This window comes from Pseudarthrobacter sp. MDT3-1 (genome assembly GCF_054510755.1).
Genome location: NZ_JBTNDX010000022.1, coordinates 1 through 14,179 on the forward strand (window position 1 = coordinate 1; position 14,179 = coordinate 14,179).

At 64.3% G+C, this 14,179-nt stretch carries 8 protein-coding genes; 5 read left to right on the forward strand and 3 right to left on the reverse strand.

Annotated features, from left to right (window positions below; genetic code table 11):
* Nucleotides 1-243 precede the first annotated feature (243 nt).
* Nucleotides 244-666, forward strand: a complete 423-nt coding sequence (locus ACX80X_RS15870; protein ID WP_252598876.1) for a YybH family protein — start codon at nt 244-246, stop codon at nt 664-666.
* A 16-nt stretch (nt 667-682) separates the two neighbouring features.
* Here ACX80X_RS15870 and ACX80X_RS15875 read toward each other — a convergent pair whose 3' ends face one another.
* Together ACX80X_RS15875 and leuS are read right to left on the reverse strand one after the other, a co-directional pair.
* Nucleotides 683-1,696 (reverse strand): DegV family protein, encoded by a 1,014-nt coding sequence (locus tag ACX80X_RS15875; RefSeq protein WP_252598877.1) that lies wholly within the window; start codon nt 1,694-1,696, stop codon nt 683-685.
* 56 nt (nt 1,697-1,752) lie between these two features.
* Entirely contained in the window at nt 1,753-4,278 is a 2,526-nt protein-coding gene (leuS, locus tag ACX80X_RS15880) for a leucine--tRNA ligase (RefSeq protein WP_252607993.1), read from the reverse strand.
* Between the two features lie 572 nt (nt 4,279-4,850).
* Between leuS and ACX80X_RS15885 the strand changes: the two genes are divergently transcribed.
* The 4 genes from ACX80X_RS15885 to ACX80X_RS15900 are packed head-to-tail and all read left to right on the forward strand — an operon-like array spanning nt 4,851 to nt 12,528.
* On the forward strand, nt 4,851-7,997 hold the full coding sequence (locus ACX80X_RS15885) for an efflux RND transporter permease subunit (RefSeq protein ID WP_459312595.1): 3,147 nt from the start codon (nt 4,851-4,853) through the stop codon (nt 7,995-7,997).
* Complete coding sequence (locus tag ACX80X_RS15890; RefSeq protein ID WP_459312597.1) at nt 7,994-8,449, forward strand: hypothetical protein; 456 nt, start codon at nt 7,994-7,996, stop codon at nt 8,447-8,449. Before ACX80X_RS15885 ends, ACX80X_RS15890 begins: the two co-directional genes overlap by 4 nt.
* A gap of 1 nt (nt 8,450) precedes the next feature.
* A complete protein-coding gene (locus ACX80X_RS15895; protein WP_459312599.1) occupies nt 8,451-11,594 on the forward strand; it encodes an efflux RND transporter permease subunit in 3,144 nt (1,047 codons plus the stop codon).
* A gap of 31 nt (nt 11,595-11,625) precedes the next feature.
* Nucleotides 11,626-12,528: a hypothetical protein gene (locus ACX80X_RS15900; RefSeq protein WP_104060712.1), complete on the forward strand. Its 903-nt coding sequence runs from the start codon at nt 11,626-11,628 to the stop codon at nt 12,526-12,528.
* 116 nt (nt 12,529-12,644) lie between these two features.
* Here the strand turns inward: ACX80X_RS15900 and glpK are convergent, their stop codons facing one another.
* Nucleotides 12,645-14,159 carry a glycerol kinase GlpK gene (glpK, locus tag ACX80X_RS15905; RefSeq protein WP_459312601.1) on the reverse strand — a complete coding sequence of 505 codons (1,515 nt, stop codon included), beginning with the start codon at nt 14,157-14,159 and terminating at the stop codon, nt 12,645-12,647.
* Between the last annotated feature and the right edge of the window lie 20 nt (nt 14,160-14,179).

Here is a 14,179-nt window from a genome sequence, read left to right on the forward strand (position 1 = left end):
GAGAACTACAACCAGGACGCCAAACCATTCACCTGGACCAAATCAGCGGACTATCTCCTGGGCAAGATGAAACGCAAACAAACCATTAACACGGAACACTAGGTGTATAACCGCCGGGAAGGTCCAGCTTCGGGACTCGAGCCGCCGCCCCGCTGGAAGATTCAGGAGGCCAGTGACCGGCGGGGCATGAAGCCGCTAAGATTCGCTTACCGTAGAAGCCCTATGAGTTAGTTGGTGGGACCAATGCAGCTTGACGAGGTCATCGACCAGTTTCATCAGGCGCTAAATCAGTTTGCTAAAGGCAACCCGGAACCCGTCAAGGCCATTTTCTCCCACCGCAGAGATGTCTCCCTTGCTAATCCCTGGGGCCCTCCGGTGGTCGGCTGGGAGCGAGTATCAGGGGCCCTCGATTCGGCGGCGGCACGATTCAAATCTGGACGCGTCATGGCTTTTGATGCCCTCACCAAGCACGTCACAACCGATCTCGCCTGCTTCCTGGACATAGAACACTGGCAGGCCAAGGTGGGAGGAGCCGACAAAATATCAGCATTTGAGCTACGGGTTACGAGCATCTATCGCCTCGAAGGCGACACCTGGGCACTCGTGCACCGGCATGCAGACCCGATCACCACACCGCAGCCCCCGGACGCCGTCTTGAGAAAATGACAGCCGGGAAACGCACCTATAGCGAAACTGCGGGGAGTTCCGGCTCCGGGGCTGCCGGGCCGTCCTCGCCCACGATCACCGCGAGCACGCCGAGCCCGGCGTGGGCTGCCAGGACGGCGGGCAGGGAGCTGATCTGGGCCGGCGGACAGCTTGGCAAGGCGGCAGACAGCCTGGCTGCCAGCGCTTCTGCCTCGACCGGATTCCCGAAGTGGTGGACGGCGAGGCGGGCCTGGCCGTGGGGGCGCGATGCGGCGTCCGCGGCGGCCAGTTCCTCGAGGCGGGCAACAGCTTTGGCTGCTGATCTGACCTTTTCCAGCGGCACGATCTTGCCGTCGTCGACGGCCAGGATGGGTTTGATGGCGAACATGGTCCCCAGCAGCGAGGCGGCCGCGCCGATCCGCCCGCCCCGGCGGAGCTGTTCCAGGCTGGGCACGTAGAAATAGACCTTGGTCCGCGCGAACTGCGCCGCCGCCGCGGCGGCTACGGCTGCGGTGTCGCTGCCTGCCGCGGCTGCTGCCACCGCGGCCTGCACGCCCATGCCCAGTGCCATGCCCACGGTGCAAGAGTCGAGGACTTCCACGGGGATGGTCACCCGGGTGGCCGCGAGCCGCGCCGCGTCCGCCGTTCCGGACAAGCCGCCGGAAATGTGGATGGAGACCACGCCCTCGTAGCCCAGCCGTTCGGCGGCCAGGAAGGCTTGTTCAAACTGTCCCGGTGACGGGCGGGACGTCTTGACCGACGTGCCGCTGGCGAGTGCCAGCGCAATGGTTTCGGTGATGTCGTCTTCGCCCTCACCGTAAATTTCCGCGCCAACCATAACGGGCATCGCGATGACAGTCAGGCGCCCGTCCCCTGCACAGGCATGCACCCAGTCGGCCGGCAGTGCAGCGGCAGAATCCGTCACCACCGCGGTACGGACGACGACGGCGGGCGGGGTGGAGGGTACTGGCACACCGGCGCGCGGTGCGGGACGGAGGGCAGCCAGACGCTCCCGGAGCCAGAGCCACGCGGCGGCGTCACGGTCGGGCAAGAGCGCCTCCTGGTTTAGGGCCGGCCGCCGGTTGGCCCGGCGGCCGGTGTCCCGGACTAGGCCGGGACGATGTTGACCAGTTTAGGCGCTCGCACGATCACGGTGCGGATGCCGCGGCCGTCGAGCGCGCGCTGGACGTTTTCGCTGGCCAGCGCCAGTTCCCGCAGTTCGTCCTGGCCGATCCCGGGCGAGACTTCAAGGCGGTCACGGACCTTGCCCTGGACCTGGACCACCGCGGTGACGGTCTCCTGGACCAGCAGCGCTTCGTCGTACATCGGCCAGCCGGCGTTCGCCACGGACGCGGGGTGACCCAGGACGTTCCACATGTCTTCCGCGGTGTACGGCGCGAAGAGGCTCAGGATGACGGCAACGGCTTCCGCTGCCTCGCGGACGGCGGGATCGGCCCCGCCGGCGCCGGCATCTATAGCCTTGCGGGTCGCATTGACCAGCTCCATCAGCTTGGCCACCACCACGTTGAACTTGTTGGTGTCCAACAGCGCGGCGGCGTCGGCGATGGTGCGGTGCGTGACGGAACGCAACGCGCGGCCACCGGCGGTAACGTCGGCACCGGGCTCGCTGGTGACGTCCTGCGCCAGGCGCCAGGCACGGGCCAGGAACTTTGCGGAGCCCGACGGCGAAACGTCCGCCCAGTCGACGTCGTCCTCCGGCGGGGAGGCGAAGATCATGGTCAGGCGCACGGCGTCCACGCCGAACTTGTCCAGCTGCTCGCTGAGGTCAACGCCGTTGCCCAGCGACTTGCTCATGGCCTTGCCCCCGTTGAGGACCTGGCCCTGGTTCAGGAGCGCGCTGAAGGGCTCGTCGGCGTCGATCATGCCGAGGTCGTGGATGACCTTGGTGAAGAAGCGGGCGTACAGCAGGTGCAGGATGGCGTGCTCCACGCCGCCCACGTACTGGCCGACCGGCATCCACTCGTTGATCTTTGCCGGGTCGAATGGCCCCTCGGTGTACTGCGGGGAAACAAACCGCAGGAAGTACCAGGACGAATCCACGAAGGTGTCCATGGTGTCAGTATCGCGCTTTGCCGGCCCGTGGCAGTTGGGGCAGTCAACGTTGACCCAGGCCTCGGCGGCGGCCAGGGGGGACGTACCCTTCGGGGACAGGTCCTCGCCGCGCAGGTCCGCCGGCAGCCTGACAGGCAGCTGCTCGTCGGGAACCGGAACCTCGCCGCAGGCAGGGCAGTGGATGATTGGGATGGGCGTGCCCCAGAAACGCTGGCGGCTCAGCAGCCAGTCGCGCAGGCGGAAGTTGACGAATTTCTCCCCGGTGCCCTGCTGTTCCAGGATGTCGATGGCAGCCGGGATGGCTTCGGCCTTCGGCAGCCCATCGAGGACGCCCGAGTTGATCAGGGTGCCCTCGCCCGAAGTGGCCTTGCCGGACACAGTGGGATCCTCTTCACCGGTATCCAGCACGGCGCGGACAGGCAGGTCGAACGTCTTGGCGAAGTCGAGGTCGCGCTGGTCGTGTGCCGGGACGGCCATGATGGCGCCGGTGCCGTAGTCGGCCAGGACGTAGTCAGCGGCCCAGACCGGAAGTTTTTCGCCGTTCAGCGGGTTGACGGCGTAGCGGCCGGTGAAGACACCGGTCTTTTCGCGTTCGGTGGACTGGCGTTCGATCTCGGTGAGTGCCTTGACCTGTTCGCGGTAGGCGTCCAAGGCGGCGGCGTGCTCCTCGGTGACGAGTTCGACGGCGATCGGCGCGTCGGCTGCGACAACAAAGAACGTGGCGCCGTACAGCGTGTCCGGGCGGGTGGTGAAGACGGTGACGTCCTTGGCGGGCTTGCCGCCGACGGCCTCGATCACAAAGTTGACGTGGGCACCTTCGGAGCGGCCGATCCAGTTCTTCTGCATCGCCAGAACCCGCTCGGGCCAGTGGCCGCGCAGCTCGTCCATGTCATCGAGCAGCCGGTCAGCGTACTCGGTGATCTTGAAGTACCACTGGTTCAGGGACTTCTTGGTGACGGGGGTGCCGCAGCGTTCGCAGGCACCGTTGACCACCTGTTCGTTGGCCAGGACGGTCTGGTCCTTGGGGCACCAGTTGACCGGGGAGTCCTTGCGGTACGCCAGGCCCTTCTCGTAGAAGCGCTTGAACAGCCACTGGGTCCAGCGGTAGTACTCGGGGTCCGAGGTGTGGACCCGACGGGACCAGTCCGCGGAGATCGCGTAACGCTTGAAGGACGCCGCCTGGGTGTCGATGTTGGCGTAGGTCCACTCGCTCGGGTGGGCGTTGCGCTTGATGGCGGCGTTTTCCGCCGGCAGCCCGAAGGAGTCCCAGCCGATCGGGTGCAGGACGTCGAAGCCCTTTTGCCGCAGGTAGCGGGCCACAACATCACCCATGGCAAAGGCCTCGGCGTGGCCCATGTGCAGGTCACCCGAGGGGTACGGGAACATGTCCAGCACGTAGCGGCGTTCGCGGGAACCATCATCCACAGGCGTGAAAACCTTAAGGTCTTCCCACACCTGCGGCCATTTGGCCTCCATCGCCGCGAAGCTGTAGGCACCCTCTTCGGGTGTTTCCGCCGCCACTGCTGCTGTTCCGGTCTCTGTCTCCGGCTGAACGCTCACTGCTGCCCTCTTCTGTTCTGTTGTGGCATCGGTGCTGCCACAACGGTCTGATCCCCTCTGCTGCCGGCCCGGAAACATGCCCGGACACACAAAAGCCCCTCTCCATGGAGGGGCAGCCGCACGGCAATCCGGTTGTTTCCGGACACCGGGCGGCTAGCTAAGCAGAAGGATCGCACGCATAGGACTACTTTAGCCTACCCACTGCAGGTGGGCAGGCCTAGGTTAAGGGAAAGCCAGTCCGGGCCGGGCGCAGGGGCGCGTGGCCAGTGCCGGCACCGTCGAAGTGGACAGTGCCGCCGGGCCCTTTGGGTAACCCATATCTCTTCGCCAAAGAGAACCCTGTAGCGGGGTGGCTCAAGGGGGTAGGTTCTACCCTTGCCAACCCAGCGCAATCGGTCCACAGTATTGTCAAGTCTGTGGGGAAACTAGACGGTCTCAGGTCGAGGAGCCTGACATGTATTCTTGGCGTTTATGTCCCGCACAACGTTGTGATGGACTGAAAATTCCGTCCATCACCTCTGCGAAGAAGTAGCGAGGGGCTAGTCGTGTTTGGCTGGGTTACCCGGTTCAGCATGCAGTTCCGAATCTTGGTTCTCGCCCTCGCGGCGGGCCTTATTACTTTTGGCATCGTAAACGTTCCACATATGGCCGTGGACACCATGCCGGAGTTCGCCCCAGCACAGGTAGAGATCCAGACTGAGGCCCTAGGGCTCTCCGCGGTTGAAGTTGAGCAGCTTATTACCGCACCGATGGAAGCAGACCTCCTCAACGGCGTGGCCTGGCTGGACGAGATCCGCTCGAAATCCGTCCCGGGGCTGTCGTCCATCGAACTGGTCTTCGAGCCCGGCACGGACCTCCTGCGCGCACGCCAGTTGGTCGCGGAACGGATGACGCAGGCGCACGCGCTGCCTAACGTCTCATCGCCGCCGCTGATCATGCAGCCCATGTCCTCCACCAGCCGCGTGGTGATGGTCAGGATGAACTCCAAGGAGCTCTCCGGCATTGAGATGTCGGTCCTGGCCAGATGGAAAATCAAGCCGCGGCTGATCGGTATCCCGGGCGTGGCGAACGTGTCCATCTGGGGCCAGCGCGAACAGCAGCTGCAGGTTGAGGTCACTCCGACGCAGCTGCGCGACAAAGGCATTACCCTTGAGCAGCTAATTAAGACCACAGGCAACGCGGTCTGGGTTTCGCCGTTGAGCTTCCTGGAGGCTTCGACGCCCGGGACCGGCGGTTTCGTGGAGTCGCCCAACCAGCGCCTTGGCATCCAGCACGTCCTTCCCATCCGCACGCCGGCCGACCTGGCCAAGGTCAGCGTGGAGGACACGGACCCGCAGTTGCTTCTGGGCGACATTGCCCAGGTCAAGGAAGACCACCAGCCGCTGATCGGTGACGCCGTTGGGGCGGACGCCGGCCTGATGCTGGTGATCGAGAAGTTCCCCGGCGTCAGCGCCCTGGAGGTCACCCGTCGTGTTGAGGCGGCCCTCAAGGACATGGAGCCGGGCCTCACGGGCGTCCAGATCGATACTTCTGTCTTCAGGCCTGCGACCGGTGTTCAGGACTCCGTCAACAGCCTCGGCCTGGCGCTCCTGATCAGCCTGCTGATTGCGGTAGCACTGTTTTGGCTGCTGTTCCGGTCCTGGCGGGTCGCCGTGATCGCACTCGTGGCCATCGCCACTACCGTCACGACGGCGGCGGTGGTGCTGTTCGCCCAAAACGCAACACTTAACATCACCGTCCTGATAGGAGTTCTGCTCGGCACGTCCGTGATCGTGGGCGACATCGTGGAAGACGTTCAGGCCCACCGACGACAGCGCGCCGTCCGCGAGGCGACGGACGCCGAGGCTACCCCGAGGTCGCGCAGCAGCTACATCGTCCGCGGGGTCCGCACGCCGCTGTTCCACGCATCGCTGATGATGGTGGTCGTCCTCGTTCCGACCCTCTTCGTGACTGGAGTAGGCGGCTCGTTTCTTTCGCCGCTTTTCTGGTCGTTGGCGCTGACGCTGGCCGCCGCCCTGATCGTAGGCTTGTCCGTCACACCGGTACTGGCGTATTTCCTCCTCCCGTCCAAGACCGCGACCGACCGGGAACTTCCCGCCGTCGGACGGGGAAAGGCGTACTACGACCGCGCACTGGGCGGGGTCAACTCCCGGAAGCCCCTGGCGATTGTGGCCATCGTGGTCGTGGGGATCCTTGGCGTCGCTGCCGGCTCGCAACTGGCAGGAAACCGGCCGCTCGTTCCCACCATGCCCGACCGGACCCTGTTGGTGCAGTGGGACACCATGGCCGGGACGTCCAATGACGAAGTCCGGCGGATCGCTGCCCTGGCCTCCGATGAACTCAGGGCCCTCCCGGGGGTTTCGGGCGTCGGCGGTCACGTGGGACGCGCCATCTCTGCGGATCAGGTGGTTGGCAACAGCTCTGCTGAGCTGTGGGTGTCGATCGCACGGGACGCCAACTTCGGCGAAACGGAGCGGGCGGTACGGGACGTGGTCCAGGGCTACCCGGGCATCGCGCACAACGTGCTGAACTACTCCCAACAGACCGTCGGCGACATGCGCTCCAGCCTGGAGCCGGGATTCGCGGTCCGCGTCTACGGAACGGAAATGCCGGTGCTCCGTGAAAAGGCAGAAGAGGTCCGCCAGGCCCTCCAGAAGATTGACGGTGTGAACAACCCGACCATCGACGCTGCCGCCATGACCGCGATCGTAGAGGTCCAGGTCAATCTCGAGGCTGCCCAAAAGTTCGGCATCAAGCCCGGTGACGCGAGGCGCGCCGCTGCGACACTGATGCAGGGCATCGTCGTCGGGAACCTCTTTGAGGAGCAGAAGGTGTTCGAAGTGGTTGTTCGCGGCGCGGTTGGCGTCCGGGATGACCTGACCAGCATCCGTGAGCTGCTCCTTGACGCTCCTAATGGCGGCCACGTCCAACTGGGCCAGGTCGCCGACGTTCGCATGGTCCCCAGCGAAGTTGTTATCCAGCACGATGCCACCTCGCGGCGGATCGACGTCGTGGCTGACGTCAGCGGACGCCCGCTGGCAGATATCCAGCGGGACATCGAGGCGGCCATCCAACAAATCCAGTTCCCGCTCGAACACCACGCCGAGATCCCCACGAAATACAGCCAGCTGCAGGCCGCAGACACCCTGGTTCATGGACTCGGAATCGCGGCCATCCTGGCTGTGCTGCTTCTGCTTCAGACTGCACTGCGGAGCTGGAAGCTTGCCCTCGCCGTCTTCCTGACGCTTCCCGCCGCGATGGCGGGAGCAGCGGTCGCCGCATGGATCGGGGCGGAGTCCCTGTCCTGGCTGTCGCTGACGGCGTTTGCGGCCGTGGTGGCCATCGCTGCACGTAATGCGGCGCTCCTGTCCGCGCGTGTTGACGAACTCTGGCGGGAGTCCGAACAGATGTCACGCACTGACCTGGTCATGACGGCGGCCCGGGACCGGATATCGCCGATCCTGAAATCCGCCCTCATTACGTTCCTCGTGCTGATACCGCCCGCCATCCTCGGCGGCGCGGTAGGCCAGACCCTGATCGTGCCCATGCTGCTGATCCTAGCCGGCGGGCTCGTGACCACAACGCTCGTGGGGATCTTTGTGCTCCCGCTGCTCACACTCTGGTTCGGTCCCCGCACCGAGCCGGAAGAGTGGTCAGAGGTCTACGAATCGGAAGTTCCAGTCACCCCTGTTATGCCGGAAAAGGTGGAAGTATCATGACCAGCAAATGGACCCTGCGGCGCCTGCCAGTGGCGGCCGCTGCCTGCGCAGCACTGCTGTTTTCACTGCCCGCCTGTGCTCAACCCTCAGCCATGGCAGAAACCGCATCTGAAGCGGCTGCCAAGGTGGAAAAGAATGCCACCACCGGCATAGCACGCATCACCCTGAGCGAGCGGGCCATTGAACGGCTGGAGCTGCTCACCGACACGGTCAAGCCGGGTCCGGGGGGCGCAGGCGTCCTGTTCCCATACGCAGCGCTGCTGTACGACGCGGAGGGGAAGACCTGGGTCTACATCAACCCCGAGCCACGGGTGTACGAGCGCCAGCCCGTCACGGTGACCAAAATCGAAGCGGGCGCGGTCACAGCCAGTGTCGGCCCAGCTGTTGGAACGCCTGTGGTAACAGTAGCCGCGGCTGAGTTGTTCGGCGCAGAGTTCGTTACGGGCAAATGACATGCGCCGGATAGTCGCGGCAAGCCTAAGGTTCAGATCGATCATCATCGCGATGGCGGCGGCGCTGCTGATGGTAGGCGGCGCCCAGCTCAGCAGTGCCTCGGTGGACGTGTTCCCTGAATTCGCGCCGCCGAAAGTGGAGGTCCAGACAGCCTGCCTGGGACTTACCGCCGCTGAGGTGGAAGAACTCGTTTCGGTTCCCATGGAAGAAGCCTTCAACGGCATCGACGGCCTCCACCACATGCGGTCCAAGTCGGTACCGCAGCTGTCCTCGATTGTGATGGAATTCGAGAACGGCACGGATCTGCTCACTGCCCGACAGTTGGTGTCCGAGCGGATGGCGACGGTCATTCCGACGCTGCCCACCTGGGCGGCGCCGCCGATCATGCTGCAGCCCCTGTCCTCCACCAGCCGGGTCATGAAGATCGGGCTGTCCTCGGACACCCGGTCCCTGATCGAGATGTCAATGATTTCCTACTGGAACATCAGGGCCCATCTGCTCCGCGTTCCCGGCGTGGCAAACGTGGCAATCTGGGGCGAACGTCTCCAGATGCTTCAGGTCCAGGCTGACCCGGCCAAGCTGGCCGCAAACAAGGTCAGCCTGGAAACCGTCATGAGCACCACCGCCAATGCCCTCGACGCCGGCCTGCTCCAGTATTCCACCGGTGCCGTGATCGGCACCGGAGGTTCCCTGGACACACCCAGCCAGACAATTGGGGTCAGGCACGTCCAACCCATCACCACACCTGCGGACCTCGCGAAGGTGGCACTGGAGGATCGTGAGGGGCAGCCCCCGCTCCAGCTGGGCGACGTGGCCAATGTGGTGGAGGACCACCAGCAGCTGATCGGTGACGCCGTCATTAACGGCGGACCGGGTCTGATGCTGATCGTGGAAAAACTGCCTTGGGGCAACACCCTCGAAGTGACAAAGGGGGTGGAAGAGGCCATGAAACAACTCGAGCCCGGCCTGACCGGAATCGCTGTGGACACGGCCATCTTCCGGCCTGCAACCTTCATTGAGGAATCCCTCGACAACCTGGGCGTAGCCCTGCTGCTCGGATGCCTGCTGGTCATCCTGGTATTGAGTGTCTTCCTCTTCCAGTGGCGGACGGCATTGGTCAGCGTCCTGGCCATCCCGTTGTCACTGGTGGCGGCGGCCCTCGTGTTGTATTGGACCGGCGGCACGATCAATACCATGGTGCTTGCGGGGTTGGTGATTGCCGTCGGAGTGGTGGTGGACGATGCCATCATCGACGTCGAGAACATCGTCAGACGGCTCCGGCACCACCGGGCCAGTGGCGCCACCGGAAGCACCGCTAGGGTGGTGGTCAACGCCTCGCTTGAGGTCCGCGGACCGATTGTGTACGCCACGCTGATCATCGTCGCCGCCACGGTTCCGATCTTCTTCCTGGACGGGCTGACAGGGGCGTTTTTCCGGCCGCTGGCCACCTCCTACACGCTCGCGGTGATCGCGTCCATGGTCGTGGCGCTGACCGTCACGCCGGCAATGGCGTACATCGTCCTGCGAAATGCCAAACTGGAGGACCGGGATCCGCCCGTGGTCAGGGTCCTGAAGCGCTGGTACGCCAACGCGCTCCGGCCCATTGTCCGCCGTCCTGTCCCCGGCTACCTGACACTGGCCGCCGTCGGGATGGTCGGCATTGTGGCGGCGCCGCTGCTGGGCCAATCGTTGCTCCCGGAATTCAAGGAGCGTGATTTCCTGATGCACTGGCTCACGCAGCCGGGCACGTCAAACGCCGAGGAAGTCCGCGTCAGTGAGCTGGCCTGCAGGGAACTCATGACGATCCCCGGCGTGAACAACTGTGGGGCCCACACCGGACAGGCATTCAATGCCGATGAGGTGGTGGGCGTCTACTTCGGTGAGAACTGGATCAGCGTCGACCCCGGGGTGGATTATGACCAAACCCTGGCAGCAGTGGCGGCGGTCGTGGACGGCTATCCCGGAATCCAACGGGACGTGCAGACGTACCTCAAGGAACGCATTCGCGAGGTACTCACCGGAACCGGTTACGCCGTCGTCGTCCGTGTGTACGGGGACGACCTTGCGACGCTGCGCCAGGAGGCTGACAAGATCAAAACCATTCTGGGCGGCATTGACGGAGCCATCGGCGCGAAGGTTGCCCTCCAGGCCAACATTCCGCAGATCGATGTGGAAGTGAACCTGGAAGTGGCGAACCGCTACGGGCTGAAGCCGGGCGATGTGCGGCGTGCCGCGGCGACCTTCGTTGCCGGTGAAGAGGTAGGCGACATTTACCGGGACGGGAAGGCCTACGACGTCCAGGTGTGGAGCCCGCCGGAGGCCCGGACGAGTGTCACGAACATTGAGAACCTTCCCCTCGATACGCCGAGCGGGGTCAAGATCCGGATGGCTGATGTCGCCACGATTTCGGTCAAGCCCACGCCCAACGTCATTGAGCGTTCGGAGGGATCCAGGCGCATCGACGTCAGTGCCAACGTCAAGGAAGGTGATCTGGCGAAGGTCGTGGAGAAGCTCAATTCCGATATGGAATCTGTTCAGTTCCCGGTGGGCTACAGCGCGGTTGTCCTCGGCGAATACGCCGAACGCCAGGCCGCATCCCAACGTCTGCTGCTCTACTCCATTGGCGCGGTCATCGTCGTCTTCCTTCTACTGCAGGCTGCTTTCAAGAGTTGGCGGCTGGCCACCCTGGCCATCCTGACCCTGCCGGTGGCTCTCGTGGGCGGAGTGATCGCCGCACACCTCAGCGGCGGAATCCTGTCCCTCGGTTCGCTGGTTGGCTTCCTGACGCTCATGGGGCTCGCGGCACGCAATGGCATCCTGCTCATCAACCACTGCCAGCATCTGGAGCAGTTCGAGGGCATGGCCTTCGGACCCGCGCTGGTGCTTCGGGGGGCTGCAGAGCGGTTGTCGCCGATCCTTATGACCACGCTGGCCACTGCCCTGGCCTTGGTTCCGCTCGTGGTAATGGGTAACATCCCGGGCCACGAGATCGAACATCCCATGGCGGTGGTGATCCTAGGCGGGCTGGTCACGTCGACGACGGTCAACCTGTTCATCGTCCCGTCGCTGTACCTGCGTTTCGCCAAAGGCGTCCGCGGCCGCCGGCACGGGGCACACGAGCTGGAACCCGCGCCTGCGGTCTAGCAGATCCCCACGAGTATGAAAGGCACGTGAGATGGCTTTTCGAGCACATCGGTTCACGGCATACGGGTCCGCATTGCTGCTGGCCTTCGGATCGCTGACAGTGGTGTCGGCACCCACAGCGGGTGCCGCGCCGCCGGCCCCGGAACTCTGCGGGCCCGGCTCCGCGATCAACTTTGACCGTTCGGATTTCCAGGCTTCCCCGCGGATCGATAACAAATGGTTCCCGCTCAAGCCTGGCATGCAGTACACGACGACGGGGACCGTGACCTCTGCCGAAGGGACCAGCACACGCACTGTCGTCCATACAGTCACCGGGCTGACCAAGGTAATTGACGGCGTCAAGACCCGTGTCCTGTGGGACCGCGACTACTCGGACGGCGAACTGGTGGAATCCGAACTGGCCTTCTTTGCGCAGACTGGAAAGGGAACGGTCTGGCTATTCGGCGAATATCCGGAGGAATACGAAAACGGCGAGTTCGTTGGTGCGCCCAGCACTTTCATCAGCGGGCTTGCCAAGGCCCAGGCCGGCATCGCCATGCAGGCCAGGCCCCGGACCGGCACGCCGGACTATGTCCAGGCCTATGCACCCAAGGTTGACTTCCTTGACTGCGGGACAGTTTTCAAGAAGCACCAGCGCGTCTGCGTCCCGACTGGCTGCTACGACGATGTACTGGTGATCGATGAATACAACCCGCTGGAACCGCCTGAGGCAGGCCACCAGCGGAAGTTCTACTCAGCCGGAACAGGGCTAGTGAAAGTCACCGCCGTCGGCGGTCCCGACCAGGAATTCATGGACCTCGTGAAAGTGAAGAAGCTGGGCGCCGCGCAGTTCGCGGCCGTCAACACCCAAGCGCTGGAACTGGATGAGCGGGCATACTCAGTCAGCAGAAGCGTCTATGCGAAGACACCGCCGGCTGAACTCGACGGACCCTGACCACCGTGCTGGCGAGGGTTGGTGACCGGGGGTCCTGACCCGCACAAGACCAGGGAGGGCGGCACTCCTCGGGCCGCCCTCCCTGTTCGTTGCTGTCCGGAGACGGTTCGGAGTGCCTAGCGGACGTCCTCGTCGACCCAATCCATGGACTTCGTCACGGCCTTCCTCCACAGGCGCAACTGCCGGTCCTGCTCGGCCTGGTCCAGTTTCGGTTCCCACCTCTTGTCCTCGGACCAGTTGGACGAGAGTTCGCCGAGGTCCTTCCAGAAGCCGACGGCGAGGCCGGCTGCGTAGGCGGCGCCCAGTGCGGTGGTTTCCACTACCTTCGGCCGGATCACCGGAACGCCCAGGATGTCCGCCTGGAACTGCATCAGCGCGTCGTTGGAGACCATGCCGCCGTCGACCTTCAGTTCAGTGAGCGGAACGCCGGAATCCGCGTTGACCGCGTCCAGCACCTCGCGGGTCTGGAAGGCTGTGGCCTCCAGCGCCGCCCGGGCGATGTGGTTCTTGTTGACGAACCGGGTCAGGCCCACGATGGCGCCGCGGGCATCCGAACGCCAGTACGGGGCGAAGAGCCCCGAGAAGGCCGGAACGATGTAGACGCCGCCGTTGTCCTCAACGGCCGCCGCCAGCGTTTCCACCTCCGGCGCGCTGCTGATCATGCCCAAATTGTCCCGGAGCCACTGAATCAGGGAACCGGTGACCGCGATGGAGCCTTCCAGCGCATAGTGCGTTGGGGCATCGCCGAGCTTGTACCCGACCGTGGTGAGCAGACCGTTCTTCGAGTGAACAATCTCCTCGCCGGTATTGAAGATCAGGAAGCAGCCGGTGCCGTACGTGTTCTTGGCTTCACCAGCCTCGAACGCCGCCTGCCCGAACGTGGCGGCCTGCTGGTCACCCAGGATGCCTGAAACCGGAACTTCGCGCAGCAGCTGAGAGGTGTGCACGGTGCCGTAGACCTCCGAGGAGGACTTGATGGCCGGCATCATGCTCAGCGGCACTCCGAAGATGCCCAGGATCTCCTCGTCCCAGGTCAGGGTCTCCAGGTCCATGAACAACGTGCGGGAGGCGTTGGTGACGTCCGTGACGTGCACGCCGCCGTCCACCCCGCCCGTCAGGTTCCAGAGGACCCAGGCGTCGGTGTTGCCGAAGACGAGGTCGCCGGCTTCCGCTTTGGCCCGGGCGCCGTCAACGTTGTCCAGGATCCACTTGATCTTTGTCCCTGAGAAATACGTGGCCAGCGGCAGCCCCACCTTCTGCTTGAACCGCTCCGGGCCGCCGTCCTTGGCCAGCTCATCCACGATGTCCTGGGTCCGTGTGTCCTGCCAGACAATCGCGTTATAGACGGCCTCGCCGGTGGTCTTGTCCCAGACAACCGCTGTCTCGCGCTGGTTGGTAATTCCGACGGCGGCAATATCGTGCCGGGTCAGGTTCGCCTTGGAGAGGGCGGACGCGATCACTTCGCGGGTGTTGTTCCAGATCTCAGCAGGGTTGTGCTCCACCCAGCCCGCCTGCGGGAAGATCTGCTCGTGCTCCATCTGGCCCGAGGAAACGATGTTGCCGCTGTGGTCAAAGATGATGGCGCGGGAGCTGGTGGTGCCCTGGTCAATGGCGATGACGTATTGGTTCATGGTGACGTCCTTGTCTGTAT

Bases quoted from the DNA above. Each gene is read 5' to 3' on its own strand.
- ACX80X_RS15870 (WP_252598876.1), top strand. From the start codon at position 244: ATGCAGCTTGACGAGGTCATCGACCAGTTTCATCAGGCGCTAAATCAG.
- ACX80X_RS15885 (WP_459312595.1), top strand. From the start codon at position 4,851: ATGCAGTTCCGAATCTTGGTTCTCGCCCTCGCGGCGGGCCTTATTACT.
- ACX80X_RS15890 (WP_459312597.1), top strand. From the start codon at position 7,994: ATGACCAGCAAATGGACCCTGCGGCGCCTGCCAGTGGCGGCCGCTGCC.
- ACX80X_RS15895 (WP_459312599.1), top strand. From the start codon at position 8,451: ATGCGCCGGATAGTCGCGGCAAGCCTAAGGTTCAGATCGATCATCATC.
- ACX80X_RS15900 (WP_104060712.1), top strand. From the start codon at position 11,626: ATGGCTTTTCGAGCACATCGGTTCACGGCATACGGGTCCGCATTGCTG.
- glpK (WP_459312601.1), bottom strand. From the start codon at position 14,159: ATGAACCAATACGTCATCGCCATTGACCAGGGCACCACCAGCTCCCGC.